24 protein-coding genes are annotated in these 22,922 nt (G+C 66.9%); 19 read left to right on the top strand and 5 right to left on the bottom strand.

The genetic code is table 11. The annotated features are described in order from the left end of the window. Nucleotides 1-37 precede the first annotated feature (37 nt). From FAZ69_RS18015 to FAZ69_RS18040, 6 genes are all read left to right on the top strand, one after another. A complete protein-coding gene (locus tag FAZ69_RS18015; protein ID WP_136896437.1) occupies nt 38-1,042 on the top strand; it encodes a patatin-like phospholipase family protein in 1,005 nt (334 codons plus the stop codon). 101 nt (nt 1,043-1,143) lie between these two features. Next, the gene (locus tag FAZ69_RS18020; protein ID WP_136896438.1) at nt 1,144-1,641 is read left to right on the top strand and encodes a PaaI family thioesterase; all 498 of its coding nucleotides are present in this window, start codon (nt 1,144-1,146) and stop codon (nt 1,639-1,641) included. A gap of 23 nt (nt 1,642-1,664) precedes the next feature. Then, complete coding sequence (locus FAZ69_RS18025; protein WP_136896439.1) at nt 1,665-2,663, top strand: NADP-dependent oxidoreductase; 999 nt, start codon at nt 1,665-1,667, stop codon at nt 2,661-2,663. A gap of 215 nt (nt 2,664-2,878) precedes the next feature. After that, a complete protein-coding gene (locus FAZ69_RS18030) occupies nt 2,879-3,748 on the top strand; it encodes an SDR family oxidoreductase (protein ID WP_136896440.1) in 870 nt (289 codons plus the stop codon). 164 nt (nt 3,749-3,912) lie between these two features. Beyond that, complete coding sequence (locus FAZ69_RS18035; RefSeq protein WP_136896441.1) at nt 3,913-4,884, top strand: alpha/beta hydrolase; 972 nt, start codon at nt 3,913-3,915, stop codon at nt 4,882-4,884. A 68-nt stretch (nt 4,885-4,952) separates the two neighbouring features. Next, nucleotides 4,953-5,408, top strand: a complete 456-nt coding sequence (locus tag FAZ69_RS18040; protein ID WP_136896442.1) for a GNAT family N-acetyltransferase — start codon at nt 4,953-4,955, stop codon at nt 5,406-5,408. 19 nt (nt 5,409-5,427) lie between these two features. On the opposite strand, the gene FAZ69_RS18045 is transcribed toward FAZ69_RS18040, so the two are convergent. Both FAZ69_RS18045 and ygfZ read right to left on the bottom strand, forming a co-directional pair. Next, nucleotides 5,428-6,255 (bottom strand): NRDE family protein, encoded by an 828-nt coding sequence (locus tag FAZ69_RS18045; RefSeq protein WP_136896443.1) that lies wholly within the window; start codon nt 6,253-6,255, stop codon nt 5,428-5,430. Nucleotides 6,256-6,295: 40 nt separating this feature from the next. Beyond that, on the bottom strand, nt 6,296-7,381 hold the full coding sequence (gene ygfZ, locus FAZ69_RS18050) for a CAF17-like 4Fe-4S cluster assembly/insertion protein YgfZ (RefSeq protein WP_136896444.1): 1,086 nt from the start codon (nt 7,379-7,381) through the stop codon (nt 6,296-6,298). Between the two features lie 78 nt (nt 7,382-7,459). Here ygfZ and mltG point away from each other — a divergent pair, with 78 nt between their 5' ends. The 9 genes from mltG to FAZ69_RS18095 all read left to right on the top strand — a co-directional run bounded on the left by mltG (nt 7,460) and on the right by FAZ69_RS18095 (nt 16,285). Then, complete coding sequence (gene mltG / locus FAZ69_RS18055) at nt 7,460-8,470, top strand: endolytic transglycosylase MltG (RefSeq protein WP_136896445.1); 1,011 nt, start codon at nt 7,460-7,462, stop codon at nt 8,468-8,470. Nucleotides 8,471-8,473: 3 nt separating this feature from the next. Then, nucleotides 8,474-9,100 carry a dTMP kinase gene (gene tmk / locus FAZ69_RS18060; protein WP_136896446.1) on the top strand — a complete coding sequence of 209 codons (627 nt, stop codon included), beginning with the start codon at nt 8,474-8,476 and terminating at the stop codon, nt 9,098-9,100. 27 nt (nt 9,101-9,127) lie between these two features. Then, nucleotides 9,128-10,162 (top strand): DNA polymerase III subunit delta', encoded by a 1,035-nt coding sequence (locus tag FAZ69_RS18065; protein ID WP_136896447.1) that lies wholly within the window; start codon nt 9,128-9,130, stop codon nt 10,160-10,162. 53 nt (nt 10,163-10,215) lie between these two features. Then, the gene (locus FAZ69_RS18070; protein WP_136896448.1) at nt 10,216-11,007 is read left to right on the top strand and encodes a TatD family hydrolase; all 792 of its coding nucleotides are present in this window, start codon (nt 10,216-10,218) and stop codon (nt 11,005-11,007) included. Between the two features lie 51 nt (nt 11,008-11,058). Next, nucleotides 11,059-11,838 (top strand): ankyrin repeat domain-containing protein, encoded by a 780-nt coding sequence (locus FAZ69_RS18075; protein WP_136896449.1) that lies wholly within the window; start codon nt 11,059-11,061, stop codon nt 11,836-11,838. 92 nt (nt 11,839-11,930) lie between these two features. Continuing rightward, nucleotides 11,931-12,287: a Rap1a/Tai family immunity protein gene (locus FAZ69_RS18080; RefSeq protein WP_136896450.1), complete on the top strand. Its 357-nt coding sequence runs from the start codon at nt 11,931-11,933 to the stop codon at nt 12,285-12,287. A 61-nt stretch (nt 12,288-12,348) separates the two neighbouring features. Then, on the top strand, nt 12,349-13,779 hold the full coding sequence (gene otsA / locus FAZ69_RS18085) for an alpha,alpha-trehalose-phosphate synthase (UDP-forming) (RefSeq protein WP_136896451.1): 1,431 nt from the start codon (nt 12,349-12,351) through the stop codon (nt 13,777-13,779). Nucleotides 13,780-13,793: 14 nt separating this feature from the next. After that, the gene (locus FAZ69_RS18090) at nt 13,794-14,960 is read left to right on the top strand and encodes an AAA family ATPase (protein WP_136896452.1); all 1,167 of its coding nucleotides are present in this window, start codon (nt 13,794-13,796) and stop codon (nt 14,958-14,960) included. A 257-nt stretch (nt 14,961-15,217) separates the two neighbouring features. Further along, nucleotides 15,218-16,285, top strand: a complete 1,068-nt coding sequence (locus tag FAZ69_RS18095) for a glycosyltransferase family 4 protein (protein ID WP_136896453.1) — start codon at nt 15,218-15,220, stop codon at nt 16,283-16,285. 113 nt (nt 16,286-16,398) lie between these two features. On the opposite strand, the gene FAZ69_RS18100 is transcribed toward FAZ69_RS18095, so the two are convergent. From FAZ69_RS18100 to FAZ69_RS18110, 3 genes are all read right to left on the bottom strand, one after another. Then, a complete protein-coding gene (locus FAZ69_RS18100) occupies nt 16,399-16,986 on the bottom strand; it encodes a BPSL1445 family SYLF domain-containing lipoprotein (RefSeq protein WP_136896454.1) in 588 nt (195 codons plus the stop codon). A gap of 331 nt (nt 16,987-17,317) precedes the next feature. Then, nucleotides 17,318-17,761 carry a hypothetical protein gene (locus FAZ69_RS18105; RefSeq protein WP_136896455.1) on the bottom strand — a complete coding sequence of 148 codons (444 nt, stop codon included), beginning with the start codon at nt 17,759-17,761 and terminating at the stop codon, nt 17,318-17,320. A gap of 272 nt (nt 17,762-18,033) precedes the next feature. After that, entirely contained in the window at nt 18,034-18,342 is a 309-nt protein-coding gene (locus FAZ69_RS18110; protein ID WP_136896456.1) for a PsiF family protein, read from the bottom strand. Nucleotides 18,343-18,714: 372 nt separating this feature from the next. On the opposite strand from FAZ69_RS18110, the gene FAZ69_RS18115 reads away from it, so the two are divergent. The 4 genes from FAZ69_RS18115 (at nt 18,715) to FAZ69_RS18130 (ending at nt 22,913) form a co-directional block, all read left to right on the top strand. Beyond that, a complete protein-coding gene (locus FAZ69_RS18115) occupies nt 18,715-18,999 on the top strand; it encodes a hypothetical protein (protein ID WP_136896457.1) in 285 nt (94 codons plus the stop codon). A 201-nt stretch (nt 19,000-19,200) separates the two neighbouring features. Beyond that, complete coding sequence (locus tag FAZ69_RS18120; RefSeq protein WP_136896458.1) at nt 19,201-20,157, top strand: sugar ABC transporter substrate-binding protein; 957 nt, start codon at nt 19,201-19,203, stop codon at nt 20,155-20,157. A gap of 147 nt (nt 20,158-20,304) precedes the next feature. Next, nucleotides 20,305-21,885 (top strand): sugar ABC transporter ATP-binding protein, encoded by a 1,581-nt coding sequence (locus FAZ69_RS18125; protein ID WP_136896459.1) that lies wholly within the window; start codon nt 20,305-20,307, stop codon nt 21,883-21,885. Continuing rightward, entirely contained in the window at nt 21,882-22,913 is a 1,032-nt protein-coding gene (locus FAZ69_RS18130) for an ABC transporter permease (protein ID WP_136896460.1), read from the top strand. Before FAZ69_RS18125 ends, FAZ69_RS18130 begins: the two co-directional genes overlap by 4 nt. Nucleotides 22,914-22,922: the final 9 nt, after the last annotated feature.

The following is a 22,922-nucleotide window of genomic DNA, read 5'->3' on the forward strand; positions in this document are numbered from 1 at the left end:
TCACAATGTGAACGTAACGAAGATATTTGAATCTGCCATGCACTTTTTACCCCGGCATCGAGCCGACGAGCACACGGAGGGAGGCATCGCGAGGCGCCTCGCCCGCAAACCCCGCATCGGACTGGTCCTGGGCGGCGGCGCCGCGCGGGGCTGGGCGCACATCGGCGCGATTCGCGCGCTGCACGAGGCCGGCATCGTGCCGGACGTCGTCTGCGGCACGTCGATCGGCGCGCTGGTCGGCGCGGTGTACGCGAATGGCGACCTCGACTGGCTCGAGGAATGGGTTTCGCTGCTCACCTGGCAGACGGTGGTGCGGCTCCTGGATCTACAGATCTCCGGCGGCCTCCTGGGCGGCAAGAAGGTGATCCAGCTCTTCGCGAAGCGCTTCAACGGCTGCGAGATCGGCGCGCTGAAGATACCCTACGCGGCGGTGGCGACCGAGCTCGACACGGGGCGCGAGATCTGGCTGCAGGACGGCCGCGTGGTAGAGGCCGTGCGTGCTTCGATCGCGATTCCAGGGCTCTTCACGCCGGTCTGGCACGAGGGCGTCTGGCTCGTCGACGGCGGCCTTTCCAATCCGGTCCCGGTGTCGGCCGCGCGCGCGATGCGCGCCGACTTCGTCATCGCGATCGATCTGACCAACGATTTGCTGAACGGCCGCGACCTGGGCGGGTTCGTCGCCGAGCCGCCCGTGCACGCCCCCGATGCGCCGCCGCCCGGCAGCGTGAGGCGCAACGGCAAGCCGTGGCCGAAGTGGCTGCAGCCGAATCCTGCTTTCGCCGAGGACGACGTGCGCGCCGCGCCGATGCCGAGCGCGCGGGTGCCGTCGATGCTGAGCTCGATGGCGCAGAGCATCGACATCATGCAGGTGCGCATCACGCGCAGCCGGCTCGCGGGCGAGCCGGCCGACATCCTGATCCAGCCGCGCCTCTCCGGCATGAGCATCTTCGATTTTCATCGCGCGGAGCCGGCGATCGCCGAGGGGCGCGCGGCCGTCGAGCGGATGATGCCGGCGATCCGCGCCCATCTGGGGATGGACTGAGCGAGCCTGCATTCGCGCCATCCGGGATGCGGTTATCATCTGCGGCGTTGTTCGTTCAAACCGCACGGCACAAGGTGAACAGAGTGATTCGACACAGCGTGATGAGCGATTCGCAACATCCCTCGGGCGAGCCGGGGCAGCTGGCGCCGCCCGCGATCGAAAGTCCGTTTGTCGATCATCTCGGCGTGCGTCTCGTGACGGCGGTCAACGGCGCGAGCGAGCTCGTGCTGCCGCTCGCCTCCGAACACCTGAACACCTGGAGCGTCGCGCACGGCGGGATCACGATGACGCTCGCCGACGTCGCGCTCGCCACCGCGGCGCGCAGCCTCGCGGACGAGGGCGTCGGCGTCGTCACCGTCGAAATGAAGGTCAACTTCATGCAGCCGGGGCGCGGCGAGCTGCGCGCGTTCGGCCGGGTGCTGCACCGCTCGACCACGATGGCTTATTGCGAAGGCGAAGTGCGCGACAGCGAAGGCCATTTCGTCGCAAAGGCGCTCGGCACGTTCAAGTACATGCGCCGGCTCGCCGTGGGCCGCGATATCGTCGAGCAACGCAAGCGCCGCGCGCCGCCGGTCAAGCCCGGTCCGAGCGACGGCTGACAACCCCACCGAGGAGCCTCTCCATGACGCTGTTCAATCGCCAGATTCTGCTCGCGTCGCGCCCGCAAGCGGCCGTGACGCCGGACAACTTCAAGCTCGTCGAAACGCCGCTCGCGCCGCTCGGGCAAGGCCAGGTCCGCGTGCGCAACCACTATCTCTCGCTCGATCCTTATATGCGAGGGCGCATGAGCGACGCCAAGTCGTATGCCGAGCCGCAGCCGCTCGACGAAGTGATGATCGGCGCCACGGCCGGCGAGGTGGTCGAGTCGAACCATGCGGCGTTCGCCGTCGGCGACAAGGTGGCCGGCATGTTCGGCTGGCAGGAGTACGGCACCTCGGACGGCGCCGGCCTGCACAAGGTCGACGACACGCACGTTCCGCTGTCGGCCTATCTCGGCGCGGTCGGCATGCCGGGCGTCACGGCCTGGTACGGCTTGAACACGATCATCGCGCCGCGCGCGGGCCAGACGATAGTCGTGAGCGCGGCGAGCGGGGCGGTGGGCAGCGTCGTCGGGCAACTGGCGAAGCTTGCGGGCTGCCGCGCGGTCGGCATCGCCGGCGGCCCCGACAAGTGCCGCTACGTGGTCGAGACGCTCGGCTTCGACGCGTGCGTCGACTACAAGGCGGGCAACCTCTACGAGGACCTGAAGTCGGCAACGCCCGGCGGCGTCGACGGCTGTTTCGAAAACGTCGGCGGGGAGGGGCTCGATGCGACGCTCGCGCGGATGAACGCATTCGGCCGCATCGCGCTCTGCGGGATGATCGCGGGCTATGACGGGCAGCCTGTGCCGCTCGCGCAACCGTCCATCATCCTGCGTTCGCGCCTGCTCATGCAGGGTTTCATCGTCACCGAGCACATGGACGTCTGGCCGCAGGCGTTGCGCGAACTCGGCGGGCTCGTCGCGCAAGGGAAGCTGCAGTATCGCGAGACGATCGCGCAGGGGCTCGAGAACGCGCCGGAGGCGTTCATCGGGCTCTTGAAGGGGAAGAACTTCGGCAAGCAGCTCGTCAAGCTGATTTGATGCGCAGGTCTTCGAATTCCAATCGTGACGCGAGCCGAGAATAGCAGCATTGAGCGCACATGCATGGCATGCAATTCATTTTGGCCGGATGGCGGGATGTGGCTGGATATCCTTGATTTCAAGGGCTGAAACAAAGCGCCGACAGTGAAAAAATTGTCGATTCTCAAAGCCACCCCTTACACTCCTCCCCACCCCAATTGACCGTTGGAGACGAGATGGAGCATTTCGCAGGCAAGGTCGCGGTCATCACCGGCGCAGCGAGCGGTTTCGGCCGTGCATTCGCGGAGAAAGGCGCGGCGCTCGGCATGAGGCTCGTGCTGGCCGATGTCGATGCGAGCGCGCTTGCCGCCGCCGTCGAAGCGCTCGCCGCCCAGGGCGCGGACGCGATCGGCGTGCCCACCGACGTGTCGAACGGCGAAGCGGTCGAAGCGCTCGCGCAACGCACGCTCGACGCTTATGGCAAGGCGCATCTGCTCTTCAACAACGCGGGCGTCGGCGCGGGCGGCTTCCTGTGGGAGAGCAGCGCAAACGACTGGGCCTGGGTGTTCGGCGTCAACGTGATGGGCGTCGCGCACGGCGTGCGCGTGTTTGCGCCGATCATGCTGCGGCAGAACGAACCGGCGCACATCGTCAATACGGCGTCGGTGGCGGGCTTGCTGTCGCCGCCGTCGATGGGCATCTACAACGCGTCCAAGCACGCGGTCGTCGCGTTGACCGAGACGCTCTTTCACGACCTGCGCAATGCCGGCGGCCAGGTGGGCTGCTCGCTGCTGTGCCCGGCCTTCGTGCCGACCGGCATCGCCGATGCCGAGCGCGCACGGCCGGACGAGCTGCGCAACGGCGCTGCGCTGACGCCGTCGCAGGTCCTCGCCGCCCGGCAATTGAACAAGGCGGTGCGCGCGGGCAAGCTCACGGCGGCGGATGTTGCTGACCTGACGTTCGATGCCGTTCGCGAGCGGCGCTTTTACATCGTGACTCACCCGAGCATCATGGAGAGCGTGCGGGTGCGGCACGAAGACATCGAGCAGATGCGCGCGCCGACCGACCCATACGCGTTGAAACCGGAGGTGAAGGGTGGCGCGTGAACGATCATCGATGCGCGCCGCGTGCGGGCCGATTTTTCTTCGCATGCGCACGGATTTTTCTTCTGCGCGGTGATTTTTCTTCGTGGCATGATCGGCGCTCGATAGAGGCCGGCTGATTTCCATTCACGCGCGGCGCACGTTGCCGCGCAACACCGTCTTTCACGATGCCGTTGAATCCGAAGGTCGAGCAGGTGCTCGACATGATCGCGCGGGCGAAGCGTCCCGCCTATCACGAGCTGACACCGCAGGCCGCGCGCGCTGCCTATGAAAAGAGCGCGCCGATACTCGAGGTCGCGTCGGCGCGGATGTTCTCCGTCGAAGATCTCGACGTGCCGACGCGCGACGGCGCGTACATCCGCGCGCGGCTCTATCAACCGTCGGAGCCGAGCTGGGCCGAGCCGCTGCCCGCGCTCGTGTACTACCACGGCGGCGGTTTCACGGTCGGCAGTGTCGACACGCACGACGCGCTGTGCCGGATGTTCGCGCGCGACGCGCGCTGCGCCGTGCTGTCCGTCGACTATCGCCTCGCGCCCGAACACAAGTTTCCGACCGCCGTCGACGACGCGTTCGACGCGCTCACATGGCTCACGCAACATGCGCTGACCTATGGCGTCGATGCGGCGCGTCTCGCGGTCGGCGGCGACAGCGCGGGAGGCACGCTCGCGACGGTCTGCGCGGTGCTGGCGCGCGACGCCGGCTTGAAGCTCGCGTTGCAGCTGCTGATCTATCCCGGCACGACCGGGCATCAGCAAACCGATTCCCACGCGCGCCTGGGCGACGGCTTTTTATTGTCCGGCGAGACGATCCAATGGTTTTTCGAGCAGTATCTGCGCGACGCGGCGGATCGCGACGACTGGCGCTTCGCGCCGCTCGACGGCAAGCGCGGGGCGCCGTCCGGGGCGCCATCATTTCGCGGCGTCGCCCCTGCATGGATCGCGACGGCCGAATACGACCCGCTTTCCGACGAAGGAGCCGCGTACGCGGAGAAGCTCTCGGCCGCGGGCAACGTGGTGACGCTCAAGCCCTATGCGGGCATGATTCACGAATTCTTCAAGATGGGCGGCTTCGTGCCGGAGGTGGCGCGCGCGCATGCCGAGGCGGCAGCGGCGCTGCGCATCGCGTTCGAGGCGGACTAAGGTCTGTCGAATACGGCTGACAAACACGGCGGCATCGCGCAAATCGCGTGCGCGCCGGGGAGATGTCGATGAACAGGATCATCCTGCACGTAGGCGACTGGGCGACGCTCGGTCTCGATGCCGCGCGCGTGCGCGATGCGGTCTTCGTGCGCGAGCAGCAGATCCCGGCGGCCCTCGAATGGGACGAAGCCGACAACGATGCGTTGCATGCCGTGGCGTACAGCGAGCGGTTCGGCGAGCGTCATCCGGTCGGCACGGGGCGGCTATTGGAGACGGGGGCGATCGGGCGGATGGCGGTGCTGCGCGAGGCGCGGCGCGGCGGCATCGGCTCGCGCGTGCTCGAAACGCTGATCGGCCATGCCGAGCAGCGCGGCGACGCGCACGTCGAGCTCTACGCGCAGCGCACCGCGGTGCCGTTTTACCTGCGGCATGGCTTCGCGATCATCGGCGACGAAGTCGAGGAGGCCGGCATTCCACATGTGCAGATGGTGCGCGTGCTGCGCGGGCCGGAAGCCGGCGGTTGATTTGCATGTCGCGAAGAGGTCAGCCTGGTTGGCTCGCTCGCTCCACGTCGAACGAGAACGATCGCTCGAAGTTGCCGGGCCGCATGAGCCGATGCGTACCGTCGTCGTCGCTGCGTTCGGCGATTTCCAACTGCAAGCCTGAAGCCAGGGCGTTCACGCGCAAGGCGGTCGTGCCGCGCGTGCCGTAGTCCGGCGTTTCGATGAAAGCGGCCGACAGCGCGCGCTCGCGCTCGAGTGTGAGGCCCGTCGCTGGCAACTCGTCATCGCGCGCCACGCGCGGGTCACGCATCAGCTCGATCAGTGCGGCGAGCGGCGGGGCGGGATCGTGTTCCAGCAACTGGCGCATCTCGTCGCGCTTGCGCACGAGCTTGGGCCACGGCGTATCGAGCACGGCGTTCGAGATCGCGTGCGCGCCCGCATCGAGCAGGATCGGCGCCGCCGACGAGCGATTGCAATACCAGCCCAGCTCGCGCCGCTTGAAGTCGCCGATCAGCAGATTGAAGCCGTTATAGACCGCGCCGGTTTCGGCGATCCGATGCAGATAGTCGAGCGGCGCAAGCGGAGCGCCCTGCAGATACGCGGACACGAGCGTGCCGCGTGTCGGCGCGTCGGGCCGCATGTCGTGCGGGGCGCGGTAGTTGGTCAGCGCGGCGAAGCGTCCGTCTCGCGACACGCCGAGCCACGTGCCGCCCCCGGCCAGGTCCCGGCCTGCGAGGAGGCCGGGCGCATCGGCCCACCAGCCGAGCGGTTCCGCCGTGCGGCGGAAGTACTCGTCGCGGTTGGCCGACAGCGTGAAGAACGGGCCGTGCCCGGCCGCGGGCCGCCAGTCGAAAACGATCAGGCACATGGTTCAGGGATGAGACGTGTCTGAAGCAACATCGGCGGCTTCAGGCTTCGGCCGGCAAAGCGTACGGCAACGGCATGAAGCGCAGCGCGGGACCGTCGGCGCTGCCCAGATGCACCGCGCCGTTTTCGAGCGCGGCAAGCTTGATCTCGACGAGCGCATCGACCCCGCCTTCCGGCGCCGACGCCGCATTGACGATCTGGCCGCAGGGCTGGCCCGGGTCGTCCGAATGAAAGAGCTCGCTGCCGGCCCGGACGTCGGCGAGTTCGAGCGCGGCGTGCGCGAGCGCCATGCGCCGCTTGATCGTCCCCCGGTACTGGCTGCGCGCGACGACCTCCTGGCCCGGATAGCAGCCCTTGCGGAAATTCACGCCGTCGAGCACGTCGAAGTTGACCATCTGCGGCACGAACTGCTCAACGGCCGGCTGCGTGATGCGCGGCTCGCCGGCTCGGATGTCGAGCCAGTCCCACACGGCCGGCGACACCTGCGCGAGCGCGCCCTCGAGCAAGGGCCGCCGCGCGGCGACTTCCGCCTGCGGCCCGATCCACAGGTAGCGCAGGCGCCCCGCGGCATCCGGCACGCGGATCAGCGAGCCCGCGGGGCCGTCGACCTGGACGTGCACGGCGTCGGGCAGCGCGTCGAAGACTTGCGACAGCGCCTTCCTCACATCCCCGGCGAAACCGACCACCGCAAGCTGGGCGCTCGCATCCGCGAGCTTCGCCTTCGCGCGCAGCACGAACATCGACAGCCGCTTTTGCACCGCCGCCTGAATGTCCTTCGAGATCAGCAGGCGAATCGTGTCGCCCGTGCGCCAGCTGAGGAAAGACGCGAGCAGGCGGCCCTTCGGCGAGCAATAGCCGGTGAGGCGCGCGGTGGCGGCGTCGAGATGCTGGACATCGTTGGTGAGCTGGCTGTGCAGGAAGCTGGCGGCATCGTCGCCGTGTACGTCGATCACGCCGAACTGCGTGAGCGGCATGTAGGCGCCGCGTTCGAGGGCCGCCTCGAATTCGGCGGCGGCAGGCCGGGGCAGGAGCGGCAGGGGAGCGGCGGCGGGCGCAGGGGGCGCGACAGTTGCGCCAGGCGTTGCGGCAATCGGGGCTGGAGTCGCTGAAGCGTTCGGGACATTCATGGATTTGGTCTGCAGTCAATCCTGACTTTGGCGTAGGCGAGCAGTTATTATATGAGGTCCCTCTGAGCCTTGTTCCGCATGTCCCTTCTGAAGAAATGCCTCGTCCTCGGGGCAGTCGTTGTTGTGCTCGCCGCCGGGGCCGCCGCCGGCGGCTATCACTGGGCGGTGAGCCCGCTCACGCTCGCGCAGCCCACGCTCGACGTCACGATCAAGCCGCGCAGCACGGTGCGCAGCGTCATGCAGCAGCTCAACCGCGGCGGCGTGCCCGTCGAGCCGGAGCTCTTCATCGTGATGACGCGCGCGCTGGGCCTGCAAAGCCAGCTCAAATCGGGCAACTACGAATTCAAGGACGGCATCACGCCGTACGACCTGCTGCAGAAGATGGTGCGCGGCGACGTCAACGAATACGTGGCGACGATCATCGAAGGCTGGACCTTCAAGCGCATGCGCGCGGAGCTCGACGCGAACCCCGCCGTCAAGCACGACACGGCCGGCATGAGCGACGCCGATCTGCTGAAGGCGATCGGCGCGGCCGAGACGAACGCGGCGAACGCCGAGGGGCTGTTCTTCCCGGACACCTACCTGTTCGACAAGGACACGAGCGACCTCGATATCTACCGCCGCGCCTACAAGCTCATGAAGCTGCGGCTCACCGAGGCATGGACGGCGCGCGCGCCGGGCCTGCCTTACAAATCGCCTTACGAAGCGCTGATCATGGCCTCGCTGATCGAGAAGGAAACCGGCCTCGCGAGCGACCGGCCGCTCGTCGCGGCGGTGTTCGACAACCGGCTCAGGGCGGGCATGCCGCTGCAGACCGACCCGACGGTCATCTACGGGATGGGCGACGCCTACGTGGGACATTTGAAGAAGCGCGATCTGCAAACCGACACTCCCTACAATACCTACACGCGGACCGGCCTGCCTCCGACGCCGATCGCGCTGCCGGGCGCCGCGTCGTTGCAGGCGGCCATGAACCCGGCGTCGAGCAGCGCGCTCTACTTCGTGTCGCGCGGCGACGGCAGCAGCCAGTTCTCAGACACGCTCGGCGACCACAACAAGGCCGTCGACAAATACATTCGAGGTCAATAAACGATGGCGCGGGGGAAATTCATTACGTTCGAAGGCATCGACGGCGCGGGCAAGACCACGCACCTCGCCTGGTTTCGCGAGCGCCTCGAGACGCTGCTCGCGCCGTCGGGGCGCGCGGTGGTCGTCACGCGCGAGCCGGGCGGCACGCCGCTCGGCGAAGCGCTGCGCGAGATCCTGCTGCATCAGCCGATGAACCTGGAAACCGAGGCGCTCCTGATGTTCGCGGCGCGCAGCGAGCATCTCGCGCAGGTGATCGAGCCGGCGCTCGCGCGCGGCGACTGGGTGCTCTCCGACCGTTTCACCGACGCGACGTTCGCCTATCAGGGCGGCGGCCGCGGCTTGCCGCGCGACAAGCTCGAGGCGCTCGAGCGCTGGGTGCAGGGCGGCTTCGGGCCTGATTTGACGGTGCTGTTCGACGTACCGACCGAAACCGCGAGCGAGCGGCGCGGCGCGGCGCGCGCGCCCGACAAGTTCGAGAGCGAAACGGAAGCGTTTTTCGCGCGCACCCGCGCCGAATACCTGCGGCGCGCGGAAGAGGCGCCGCACCGCTTCGCGATCGTCGACGCGACGCAAAGCATTCCCCGCATCCAGGAAACGCTCGAAAGCATCATCGCGAGCCTCGCTGTCTGACCCCCCTCAAGCGAACCAAAGTCGAACATGATCTATCCGTGGCAAACCGACGACTGGAACCGCCTGCAGCAATTGCGCCCGCAATGGCCGCATGCGCTCCTGCTGTATGGCCAGGCCGGCATCGGCAAGCTGCGCTTCGCACAACATCTCGCGCAAGGGCTGCTGTGCGAAGCGCCGCTCGAGAACGGCGAACCCTGCGGCGCCTGCGCGGCCTGCAACTGGTTCGTGCAAGGCAATCACCCCGACTACCGCATCGTGCTGCCCGAGGCGCTGGCCGCCGAGGCCGGCACGGCGGCGGCCGCCGCTGCCGCCGAGGAAAAGGCCGATGCCGACGACGGCAAGAAGACGCGCACGCCGAGCAAGGAGATCAAGATCGAGCAGGTGCGCGGGCTGCTCGACTTTGTCGGCGTGGGGTCGCATCGCGGCGGGGCGCGCGTCGTCGTGATGTATCCGGCCGAGGCGCTCAACGTCGCGGCGGCCAATGCGCTCTTGAAAACACTCGAAGAGCCGCCGGCCGGCGTGGTGTTCCTGCTGGTGTCGGCGCGCGTCGACCGTCTGTTGCCGACCATCGTGAGCCGCTGCCGCCAATGGCCGATGCCGACGCCGGCTGCCGGCGCCGCGGCGCAATGGCTCGCGAAAGAGGGCGTCGACGACGCCCCGGCGCTGCTCGCCGAAGCGGGGGGCGCGCCGCTCGCGGCGCTCGCGCTCGCCGTCGACGAGAACCGCGTGCTGCGCGACTGGACGCTCAAGCAGCTCGCTGCCGGCGCCGATTGCGACGCCTTCGCGTGCGGTGAGACGCTGCAGAAGCTGCCAGTGCCCGTCGTGCTCGGCTGGATGCAGCGCTGGCTGTACGACCTGCTCGCCGAGCGCACCGCAGGCGCGCCGCGCTATTTCCCGGCGGCGTCGGGCGCGCTCGCGCGCTGCTCCGCGCAGATCGACGCCAACGCGTTCGCGCGTTTCATGAGGATGGTCGCGCGCCAGCGCGCGGTCGAGAACCACCCGCTCAACGCACGGCTGGTTTTCGAGGAGTTGTTCATCGGCTATCGCGCGCTGTTCGTCTAACGCGGGAAAATCACGCTTCACATTCACCGCATGGGGCCAGAAGGAAACTCACGATGTTTGTCGACTCACACTGCCATATCAACTTCGAAGGCCTCGGCGACCGGCTGCCCCAAGTGCTCGAAAACATGCGCGAGCACGATGTCACGCATGCGCTGTGTGTCTCAGTCGATCTCGAGACGCTGCCGTCGGTGCTGGAGATCGCGCGCGCTTACGAGAACGTGTACGCATCGGTCGGCGTGCATCCGGACCACGAGGACGCGAAGGAGCCGAGCGTCGCGGAGCTCGTGGAGCTGGCCGCGCACCCGAAGGTCGTCGCGATCGGCGAGACCGGCCTCGACTATTACCGCCTCGAAGGCCGCTCGATCGACGACATGGAGTGGCAGCGCGAACGCTTCCGCACCCACATCCGCGCGGCGCACGCGACGATGAAGCCGCTCATCGTCCACACACGCGCCGCGGCTGACGACACGCTGCGCATCATGGAAGAGGAGCGCGCCGGCGTGCCGGGCGGCGTGATGCACTGCTTCACGGAGCCGTGGCCCATCGCCGAGCGCGCGCTCGCACAGAATTTTTACATTTCGCTGTCGGGCATCGTCACGTTCAAGAGCGCGGCCGACGTGCAGGACGTCGCGCGGCGCGTGCCGCTCGAGCGGCTCCTGATCGAAACCGACTCGCCGTACCTCGCGCCCGTGCCGTATCGCGGCAAGCCCAATGAACCTGCGTACGTAAGTTATGTCGGACGCTTCATCGCGCAGCAGCGCGAGATGCCGGAAGCGGAGCTGGCGGCGGCCACGACGCAGAACTTCTTCCGCCTCTTCAAAGACGCGGCGCCCGTCGCGGAATGATCGAAAATCCCATTGCTATCAACGTATTGGGAGGGGAAATTAATGTTGAACATGAAAAATACCATGATTGAATCGCAAGCTTCGGCTATCGCTTTGGCAACCTCCGCGGCCCGCCCGGGCGTCTGGCGCCGCGGTGCCGGCCGCCTTTCCCTGGCGCTTGCCGGAGGCTTGATGTGCGCGGCCTTCGCCGCCCCGGCCGCGCATGCGTCGCCTGCCGACACGATGATCAAGGCCGTGAAGTTCGATGACGTGAAGGAAGTGAACAAGCAGCTCGCGAACGGCATGGACCCGAACATGACCGACAAGGACGGCACGCCGATCCTCGTCATTGCAGCGCGCGAGAAGTCCGACCAGGTGGCGGCCGCGCTCGCCGCGAACCCGAAGACGGACCTCGAAAAGCTCGACGCCGCCGGCGAGAACGCGATGATGCTGGCCGCGCTCAATGGCGACGCCGACCTCGTCAAGCTCCTGATCGGCAAGGACGCCGAGGTCAACAAGAAAGGCTGGACGCCGCTGCACTACGCGGCGGCCAACGGCCAGGACGAGGTCGCGCAACTCCTGATCGATCACTCGGCCTACATCGACGCGGGCTCGCCCAACGGCACGACGCCGCTGATGATGGCCGCGCGCGGCAATCACATCACGACGGTCAAGCTGCTGCTCGACGCGGGCGCGGACCTCTCGGTCAAGAACCAGCTCGGCCTGACCGCGCTCGATTTCGCGAAGCAATATCACGCGAAGGACGTGACCGAAGGCCTCGAGGCGCGCATGCAGAACGCGCAACAAGTGCCCGCCGCGGCGCCTGCCGCGTCACAAAACAGTGCAAAATGACGAAGTTGCAGCGCGGCGCTCGCCGCGCTCGTCGAATCGGCCTAAAGACCGATCTTCTCACCGCGATATACCGCTCAAATGAAAGGAAAACCATGCTGCGGGCTTTGATATGCGCCGGCGCGCTGGCCGTGCCACTGACGGCAGCCGCGTTCACGGGCGGCGACCTCAACAAGCTGTGCACACGGACCGACGTTGCTTCGCGCAGCGCGTGCGCAGCCTATATCGAGGGCGCCGCGGACGGCGTATACAACACGATCGACGCGATCGGCGGCACCACAGGGCCGCGCGTCGGCCAATACTTCTGCCTGCCGGCGGACACGCGCACGCAGCAGATGACGGACGCCGTGCGCAAGTATGTCGCCGAGAATCCGAACTCGGTGAACTACAACGCGAGCACGGTGATCGCGCTTGGGCTCGGCAAGGCGTTTCCCTGCAAGTCAGGCGATTGAGACCGATATGGAACGGCCCTCGCGCTCACCGCGTTTTCTGACTCCGACGGGCTGACGCGCCATGGGCCGCCTGGTCGTGGTCTCCAACCGCGTCGCGACGCCCACGGAAACCAAGGGCTCGGCGGGGGGGCTTGCGGTCGCGGTGTTCGGTGCGCTGAAGGACATGGGCGGCGTCTGGTTCGGCTGGAGCGGTGACGTCGTCAGCGAGACGGTCGCGAACGCCGGGCCGACGCTGGAAGTGGACGGCGCCGTGACCTTCGCCACCGTCGGCCTGCCCAAGCGCGACTACGACCAGTATTACCGCGGCTTTTCGAATGCGATGCTGTGGCCTGTGTTCCACTATCGCAACGATCTGGCCGTCTACGAGCGCGACGAGTACGCGGGCTACCGGCGCGTGAATGCGTGGCTTGCCCACAAGCTCATCAAGCTGCTCGAGCCCGACGACATCGTCTGGGTCCACGACTACCACCTGATTCCGTTTGCCGAAGCGCTTCGCCAGGAGGGCATCGGCAACCGCATCGGGTTCTTCCTGCATATTCCGTTTCCATCGCCGCAGGTCCTGCTCAACGTGCCGCCGCACGAAGAGCTGGCGAAGTCGCTCTGCTGCTATGACTTGCTCGGCTTTCAGACGGAAACCGACCGGACCGCGTTTCACGACTACATCGTCCGCTGCGCGCATGGCGCCGTGGAGCCGGCCGGGCAGGTTCGGGCCTTCGGCCGCACGCTGCGCACGGGCGTCTACCGGATCGGCGTGTTTCCCGACGAGATCGCGGCGCAAGCCGAGCGCTACGAAAGCCGCCAGCACGTGCTGGAGCTCAAGGAGAGCCTCGAGGGACGCAAGCTCATCATGAGCGTCGACCGGCTCGACTATTCGAAGGGCCTCGTCGAGCGCTTCCGGGCCTTCGAGCAGCTGCTCGAAAAAGCGCCCGAGTGGCGCGGCAACGTCACGCTCGTCCAGATCGCGCCGCCGACCCGCTCGGACGTCGACACCTACCAGCAGATCCGCCAGAACCTCGAGTACGAAGCCGGGCGGATCAACGGCCGCTACTCGGGGCTCGACTACACGGCGATCCGCTATCTGAACCAGCGCTACGACCGCCTCAAGCTGATGTCGCTCTTTCGCGAGTCGCAAGTCGGTTTCGTCACGCCGCTGCGCGACGGCATGAACCTCGTCGCCAAGGAGTACGTGGCGGCGCAGAATCCGGACGATCCCGGCGTGCTCGTGCTGTCGTGCTTCGCGGGCGCGGCCGACGAGCTCACCGCCGCGCTGCTCGTCAATCCGCACGACCTCACGGGCATGTCCGAGGCGCTGCAGCGTGCGTTGTCGATGCCGCTTGCCGAGCGCAAGCGGCGTCACGAGGCCAATATGGCCGTGCTGCGCAAGAACAACCTCGGCGTCTGGCGCGATGCGTTCCTCGCCGATCTGCGCGGCACGCCTTCGCCTAGCGCAGCGGATGCGCCAGGCGAAGGCGGCGAGCCCGACGCGCGCTGACGGCCGGCCGCACGATGCTGACCACGCTCGCCATCGCCAACTACCGCTCGCTGCGCCAGCTGCTGGTGCCGCTGGCTCGCCTGAACGTCGTGACCGGGCCGAACGGCAGCGGGAAATCGAGCGTGTACCGGGCGCTGCGCCTGCTTGCTCAAACCGCTCAGGGCGGCGTGATTCCGTCGCTCGCGCGCGAAGGCGGCTTGCAATCGACGCTCTGGGCCGGCCCCGAGCGCTTTTCGCGCGCGATGCTGGCCGGGGAGGCGCCCGTGCAGGGGACGGCCCGCAAGGAGCCCGTGAGCCTCAAGCTCGGCTTTGCCAGCGACGAGTTCGGCTACGCGATCGACCTTGGGCTGCCGCTCCCCGACGGCACGTCCGAGTTTTCGCTCGATCCCGAGATCAAGCGCGAGTGCATCTGGAGCGGGCCGCTCCTGCGGCCGTCGGCGCTGCTTGTCGACCGGCAAGGAGTGTCGCTGCGTGCGCGCGGCGAGGACGGCGAATGGTCGACGATTCCGCAGCCGGTCGCGAGCTTCGACAGCATGATGACCGAGTTCTCCGATCCGCGAAGCGCGCCGGAAATGATCGCGCTGCGCGAGCAGATCCGCTCGTGGCGCTTCTACGACCACTTTCGCACCGACGCCGAAGCGCCCGCGCGCCAGCCGCAGATCGGCACGCACACGCCGCGGCTCGCCGACGATGGCGCGGACCTCGCGGCGGCGCTGCAGACCGTCCGCGAGATCGGGGATGCGCGCGCGCTCGAGCGAGCCGTCGACGATGCGTTCCCCGGCTCCAGCGTGTCGATCGAGAACCGCGACGGGCGCTTCGAAGTGACGATGCGGCAGCACGGCCTGCTGCGCCCGCTGAAGGCGGCGGAGCTGTCGGACGGCACGCTGCGCTACCTGCTGCTCGTTGCAGCGCTGCTGACGCCGAGGCCGCCTGCTCTCGTCGTGCTCAACGAGCCGGAAACGAGCCTGCATCCCGACTTGCTGCCGGCGCTCGGCCGGCTGATCGGCGCGGCGTCGGAGCGCTCGCAGGTGCTGGTCGTCTCGCACGCGTCGCGGCTCATCGCGGCGCTCGAGCGGGAGTCCGGCAGCCAATCGATCGTGCTGGAAAAGGTGCTCGGCGAAACCCGGATTGCCGGCGCGGACGACCTCGATCTGCCGCCCTGGAAGTGGCCGTCGCGGTAGCGTGAGGCGCATGTGCGGCGCATGCTTCACGCGCGGCGGGCCGAGCGGCGGATGTTTCTCGACTGTAACAGGACCGAGGAAGTGCAATACTTCCGGTTTTGCCGCGCTCGATCCGCGATAATCGAGCCAATATCAACCGCGAAAAAGCGGGTGAGCAGCAGCCGGCGCGGTGCTGCGCCAACACCCCGGAACCGAGCGGCGCACTAGCGCCGCTGCCTGCGGCGGCCAAGCCCGTCCAGCCAAGGAGAGCCAGAAAGATGAAGATTGCGCAGATCGCCCCTCTGACCGAGTCGGTGCCCCCGAAGCTTTATGGCGGAACGGAGCGCGTCGTGTCGTATATCACGGAGGCACTGGTCGATCTCGGCCATGATGTGACACTGTTTGCGAGCGGCGACTCGCAGACGAGTGCAAAGCTCGAAGCGGTATGGCCGCGCGCGCTGCGCCTGGATCCGGCGATTCGCGACCGGATCGCGCCCCACATGCTGTTGATGGAGATGGTGCGGCGTCAGGCCGAAGAGTTCGACGTGCTGCATTTCCACATGGACTATTACTCGTTCTCGCTGTTCAAGCGGCAGGACACGGCCTTTGTCACCACGCTGCACGGCCGCCTCGACCTGCCCGAGCAGCAGCCGGTGTTCGACACGTTCAATACCGCGCCCGTGATCTCGATCTCGGACTCGCAGCGCGCGCCGCTGCCGCAGGCCAAATGGCTCACGACCGTCTACCACGGCCTGCCCGAGAACCTGTACACACCGCAGCCGGTGGAGCAGAAGTACCTCGCGTTTCTCGGCCGGATCTCGCCGGAAAAGCGCGTCGATACGGCCATCCGCATCGCGGCGAAATGCGGGCTGCCGATTCGCATCGCGGCGAAGATCGACGCCGCCGACCGCGAATATTTCGAACGCGACATCAAGCCGCTCTTCGATTTGCCGCACGTCGAATACGTCGGCGAGATCGCCGATCATCAGAAGGCTGAATTCCTGTCGGGCGCGCACGCGCTCCTGTTCCCGATCGACTGGCCGGAGCCGTTCGGCCTCGTGATGGTCGAGGCGATGGCTTGCGGCACGCCTATCATTGCGTTCAATCGCGGCTCGGTGCAGGAGGTGATCGACGAGGGCATCTCGGGCTTCATCGTCGAAGACGAGATCAGCGCGGTGGCGGCGGTGAATCGCCTGCATCTGGTGCCGCGCAAGCGCGTGCGGCAGCGCTTCGAGGAGCGCTTCACCTCGCACCGGATGGCGAAGCAATACCTGGAGGCCTATCAGGCCGTGATCCGCGCGCAAAAACGCTCGCGCTTCAAGGTGATCGATACGACGTCGAGCTGAACGAGCCGGCTGAATCGGCTGTCGGAAAAGGAAACGGCGATGCGCAGTGCATCGCCGTTTCTGTTTTGGGCTGTGCGCCGGGCTGCCCTGGCCAGGTTCCGGCGCCGCGCCGCTTAGATACCGAGGCGCGAGACCTTCGTGCCTTGCAGCGACAGGTCGCCCATGAGGCCGGCGTTCGTCAGCACGAACACTTCGACCGGCGCGGTGGCCGTGTTGGTGTCGATCGCGCCGTTGGCGCCCATCTTCACGAGCGCGACCGATGCGTCGCCGCCGGCCGACCAGCCATCCGTGCTGCGGAATTTGTCGAGGGCTTCCTGCGTCATGAACAGGAAGACGATCGCCTTCGACTGCGCGCCGGCTTGCAGGCCGAGCGAGCCGGAAGCCGTGCTGTAGTAGCCGACCGTGCTGCCGCCCACGCGCAGCGCGCCTTCGCCGTACTGGCCGCCGACGATCAGGCCAGCCTGAATGACCGACGGGAACACCAGCACGCCGCGGGCTTTGCCGACGAGCTCACGCGAGCCCGGCACCGTCGCGTAGAGGCGCGACATCGTGGCGTCCACGCTCGCGTTGATCGACTGGCGCTTGGACGCGTTCGTCGCGCTGGTATCCGGCTTGTTTGGGGTGGTCGTGCAGCCGGTGAGTGCGAGGCTGCCGGCGACGAGCGCGGCTGCTGCCTTCAGCATGAAATTGCGTTTTTGCATCTTTTTCTCCGTCGAGGATCTTCAGTCCAAAGCCTCACGAAATGAGAGGTTTGTATGAAGCGTTATAACACAGAGACAAGTTCAGGGGTCTCGAGGCTATCTTGAAAACCCTTTATAGACAAGCGTTTGCGAGCGGTCAATGGTTGTTTTGGTAATTTTGACCGACTTTGAAATCGTTGCATTTCATGCAACATTCGTCCGCCTGAAATGCTTTGAAAACGATGGTTTACCGAGTCGGCATGCATGACGCGTGCCTGGCTCGAACGAAGCCGTGCCGCCGCATCGGCACGGCTATCGTAGAAGAAGTGTAACTATTGTAAGAATCCTGAAGTCAATGATTCGCCGGACTCTTCACGGCCGGCGGCCGCCGCAAGGCGCGGCGGATGCCCGCGATCACCAGGCCGACGGCAAAGAGAAACGCCGCCGGCACTACCCAGTAGCCGACGAACGCGTGCCATAGATAACCGGCAAGCGTGGCTTTCCTGATGGCGTATTCGTCGATGGCCTCTTGTTGCCGGGCGGCGTTGGCGGCGAGGACGTCGGCCGGGCAGCCGGCCGCACGCGCTTCGTCCGGCTTGCCGTGACAGCGCGCCGGAGCGCCCGCGGCCCGTTGCGCGTCGGTGAAATTCCAGGTCGTCAGCGCGTTGTCGAGGTCGACCCTGTTATAGGCCATCTCCTCCCGGATTTCGCGCACCGCGACGATCATCACCGGCACCAGCCAGAAGACGATCACGATCAGCCACCGCCTGAACCAGCGGTTTTGTCTCCATGCCATTCCAGCCTCCGCAATGCTTGACGCATTCACGACGAGACGGCGGCCCGATGGCGCATTGTCGTATTGAGGGAGCGGGCCGTCTTCGCAGCCATCATAGAAGAAAACATGACAGACCGCCGTGTCGCCGATTGCGCGAGCGGGGCTGGCCGAACGAAGGGGCTCAGGCGACTGCGGCCGCAAGGCGGCGCGGCATCAGGAAGGGATAAGGCTCGGGAGATCGGGGAGGGAAGGCCGGCCGTCAGCGCGAACCGGCCCTGCGGTACGGCTGCGCCTCAGCTCTTGTTGCTCAGGCAATCCTTCATGAAGGCCTTTCGATCGTCGCCCTTCTTGTCGCCGGCTTGTTTGTTGCACATGCTCATCTTCTCTTGCTGCGTCATCGGCTTGGCGCTCGCCGCCGAGTTTTTCGACAGGCAGTCCTTCATGAACGCCTTGCGGTCGTCGCCTTTCTTGTCGCCGGCCTGCTGGTTGCACATCGTCATCTTCGATTGCTGGCTGTTCTGCGCGAAGGCAGGCGGGCAGAGCGCGGCGCCGGCGAGAACGGCGGCAAGCGCGGACAGGGCGAAAGCGGATCGGATCTTCATTTGACACACTCCCAACGGGTGATTGGCGTTATAGGCGATGCGATCGCGCGCAGGCCGCCACGGCCGATCCCTGGGCCGCTTGCGCGGGCTGAGCGCCGTCGCATTATGGCAAAGCTGCCCCAAAAATGGCTAGCATGCCGATGCATGGCTAGACATGCCGATGCAGACGGCTGTCCACAACCGGCCCTGCGTAATTTCTTCAAGCCTGCCGGTAATTTGCGAGGCGGGCGAGCCTGGCGGTTACAAGCTGAGAGTGCGCGAGCGGCGCGCGCCGTCTTGTCGCGGCGGGGGCAGCCGCCGGAATGGTCCGAGGCGAGCGGAACGGGACTTGCATGCGAGCAAGGCACGCCAAATCGAGTTTGGGAGTTCGCGATGTCGGCCGTCCCTCAGCAGGAGCGCTACAAAGGTTTTGCGATTGCCGTCCAGGCGCTGCGGCGCGCGCAGGAAAGCGGCGAAGCGCCCGACGCGCCGCGGCACTTCGATATCGTCGTCACCATTTCGCGTGAGCTCGCTGGCGAGCACGCCAAATCCGAAATGTTCGGCGTGCCGGAGCATGAGCCCTTCGCGAGCGAATTCGACGCGCATAGGACCGGCGTGCAATATGCGCGCGACATCATCGACGGCAAGATCGACGGGCAGTCCGTCGAGGGGCTCTAGACCCGTCTGCCGTCACGCATCCTTCCTTCTTGTGAGGCGCCGTAAGACTTGCGGCGCACGCGAGCGCCCGGCTTTTTCCCCCTCGCAAACCCGAAAATACGGGCCGCATCCTTGCGCGCATTGCAATAACGGTACAGCATAGGCGATTCCGAGCACATCCAAAAACGGCTCTCCCCGAGCCCGATAACCAAGGAGATTTGCATGAGTCACCGTATTCGCCGCCGTGTGCTGACCGCCGCCGTCGTGCTTGCCGCCGGCGCGGCGCTGCCGTTTTCTTCGGCCTTCGCCCAGGCGCCGAAGAAGCCCAAGGTTGCGCTCGTCATGAAATCGCTCGCCAACGAGTTCTTCCTGACGATGGAAACCGGCGCGAAGGACTATCAAAAGCACAACGCCGGCCAGTTCGACCTGATCACGAACGGCATCAAGGACGAAACCGACACGGCCAGCCAGATCCGCATCGTCGAGCAGATGATCGTCTCGAAGGTCGATGCGATCGTGCTCGCGCCCGCCGACTCCAAGGCGCTCGTGCCGGTCGTGAAGAAAGCGGTCGATGCGGGGATCATCGTGGTCAACATCGACAACCGGCTCGATCCCGATGTGCTCAAGTCGAAGGACCTGAACGTGCCGTTCGTCGGCCCGGATAACCGCAAGGGCGCGGAGAAGGTTGGCGACTACCTCGCGAAAAAGCTCAAGGCGGGCGACGAGGTCGGCATTCTCGAGGGCGTGTCGACGACCACCAATGCGCAGCAGCGCACGGCCGGCTTCAAGGACGCGATGCAGAAGGTCGGCGCGAAAATCGATTCGGTGCAATCGGGCGAGTGGGAGATCGACAAGGGCAATGCGGTTGCCTCCGCGATGCTCAACGAGTACCCGAACCTGAAGGCGCTGCTGTGCGGCAACGACAATATGGCGATCGGCGCAGTGTCGGCCGTGCGCGCGGCCGGCAAGCAAGGCAAGGTGTACGTGGTCGGCTACGACGACATCGACGCGATCAAGCCCATGCTCAAGGACGGCCGCGTGCTCGCGACCGCCAATCAGTACGCGGCCAAGCAAGCCGTATTCGGCATCGACACCGCGCTCAAGGCGATCTCCGAGCACAAGAAGCAATCGGAGCTGTCGGGCGTCGTGGAGACGCCGGTCGATCTCGTCATCAAGTAACGGCGTCCGGCGGCATGCATGGACCGGCCAGGCGTCGCGAGACGCCCGGCCGCCGTGCCAGCCGCCGCGCTACTTCGACAAACGCTCAAGAAACGCGCGCCATTGCCGTTATTGCGGGATAGGCCTCATTGGGATTGCCCATTCGAGATGGATTCGACCCACGACGAAGTGACCTCAGTGCTGTCCGTGACGGGTATCGGCAAGACCTATGCCGAGCCGGTGCTCGCCGACGTCGCGCTCGAGCTGTTCGCGGGCGAGGTGCTGGCGCTGACGGGCGAGAACGGCGCGGGCAAGAGCACGCTGTCGAAGATCATCGGCGGCTTGACCGAGCCGACCACGGGCGCGATGCGCCTTGGCGGCGAACCCTATGCGCCGGCGAGCCGCACGGCCGCCGAGACGCTCGGCGTGCGGATGGTGATGCAGGAGCTGAATCTCTTGCCGACGCTATCGGTCGCCGAGAACCTGTTCCTGAATCACCTGCCGCGGCGCGGGCCGGCCGCGCTCGGCTGGATCGACCGGCGGCGCCTGCGCGAAGACGCGCGCGTCGCGATGGCGCAGGTCGGGCTCGACGCGATCGATCCGGACACGCTCGTCGGCGAGCTCGGCATCGGCCACCAGCAGATGGTCGAGATCGCGCGCAACCTGATCGGCGACACGCGCGTGCTGATCCTCGACGAGCCGACCGCGATGCTGACGGCGCGCGAAGTCGACCTGCTGTTCGAGCAGATCGAGCGGCTCAAGGATCGCGGCGTGGCGCTCGTCTACATCTCGCATCGGCTGGAGGAGCTCGCGCGGATCGCCGATCACGTCGCGGTGCTGCGCGACGGCCGGCTTGTTTACACGGACCGGATGGCGAATGTGACGAGCGAGCGCATCGTCACGCTGATGGTCGGGCGCGAGATCGGCGAGCGGATCGATCTCGGCGAACGCAAGATCGGCGCGCCGCTCCTGAAAGTCGACGGGCTTGGCCGCGGCCAGGTCGTGCGCGACGTGTCGCTCGAAGTGCGCGAGGGCGAGATCTTCGGCGTGAGCGGCCTGATCGGCGCGGGGCGAACCGAGCTCATGCGGCTCATCTATGGTGCCGATCTCGCCGATCGCGGGACGGTGTCGGTCGGCAGGCCGCCCGTGCCCGTGAAGATCGCCTCGCCGGCCGACGCGGTGCGGCACGGCATCGCGCTCATCACCGAGGACCGCAAGGGCGAGGGGCTGCTGCTGCCGCAGCCGATCGCGGCGAACGTCTCGCTCGGCAATCTGCGGGGCGTCGCCAAGCGCGGCGTCGTCGACGCGCGGCGCGAGACGGCGCTCGCGCAGACCCAGATCGACACGCTGCGCGTGCGCGCGGCGGGGCCGGCGCAGCCGGTCGGCGAGCTCTCGGGCGGCAATCAGCAGAAGGTCGTGATCGGGCGCTGGCTGGCCCGCGCGACCACGGTGCTCCTGTTCGACGAGCCGACGCGCGGCATCGATGTCGGCGCCAAGTTCGACATCTACGGCCTGATGGGCGCGCTGGCCCGCGAAGGCCGGGCGCTCGTCGTGGTGTCGAGCGACCTGCGCGAGCTGATGCTGATCTGCGACCGGATCGGCGTCATGTCGGCGGGACGGATGACGGGCATTTTCACGCGGGACAACTGGACGCAGGACGCGCTGCTCGCCGCCGCCTTCGCCGGTTACAGCAGCCGCGACGCGTTGCTGGCCGCGCACGATACGCATCAAGCAGGGAGTCTCACATGACGGACCAACCGGCGCCGAAAAGTGGCGCAGGCGACGCAAGCCGCGCGGCGGCCGAGACGGGCGGCGCCGAGCGCGCCGCGCCGGCCGGCACGCGGCTCGGCTTCTCGAACTACCTCGGTCTCGCGGGCGCGCTCGCCGCGATGATCGCGCTCTTCTCGGTGCTGAGCTCGCACTTTCTCACCTACGACACCTTCAGCACGATCGCCAACCAGATTCCCGACCTCGTCGTGATGTCGGTCGGCATGACCTTCGTGCTGATCATCGCGGGGATCGACCTCTCGGTGGGCTCGGTGCTCGCGCTCGGCGCATCGGTGGTGAGCGTCGCGGCGCTCAAATGGGGCTGGGGGCCGTTCCCGTCCGCGCTGCTCGGCCTGGCCGCCGCCGCGCTGACCGGCACGGTGACGGGCGCGGTGACGGTCGGCTGGCGGATTCCCTCGTTCATCGTGTCGCTCGGCGTGCTGGAGGCCGCGCGCGGGCTCGCCTACCAGATGACCAACTCGCGCACGGCCTACATCGGCGACGCGTTCGATTTCCTGTCCAACCCGATCGCGTTCGGCATCTCGCCGGCGTTTCTGATCGCGGTGGCGGTGATGATCGCGGCGCAGCTCGTCCTGACGCGCACGGTGTTCGGCCGCTACCTGGTCGGCATCGGGACCAACGAGGAGGCCGTACGGCTCGCGGGCGTCAATCCGCGGCCTTACAAGATCGTCGTGTTCGCGCTGATGGGCGCGCTCTCGGGCCTGGCCGCGCTGTTCCAGATCTCGCGCCTGGAGGCGGCCGACCCGAACGCGGGCGCGGGCGCCGAACTGCAGGTGATCGCGGCGGTGGTGATCGGCGGCACGAGCCTGATGGGCGGGCGCGGCTCGGTCATCAGCACGTTCTTTGGCGTGCTGATCATCTCGGTGCTGGCGGCGGGGCTCGCGCAGATCGGCGCGAACGAGCCGACCAAGCGGATCATTACCGGCGCGGTGATCGTGGTGGCGGTCGTGCTGGATACCTATCGAAGCCGCCGCAAACGCTCGGCATAGCGGCGAGCG

Source organism: Trinickia terrae (assembly GCF_005144415.1).
Classification (GTDB): Bacteria; Pseudomonadota; Gammaproteobacteria; order Burkholderiales; family Burkholderiaceae; genus Trinickia_A; species Trinickia_A terrae.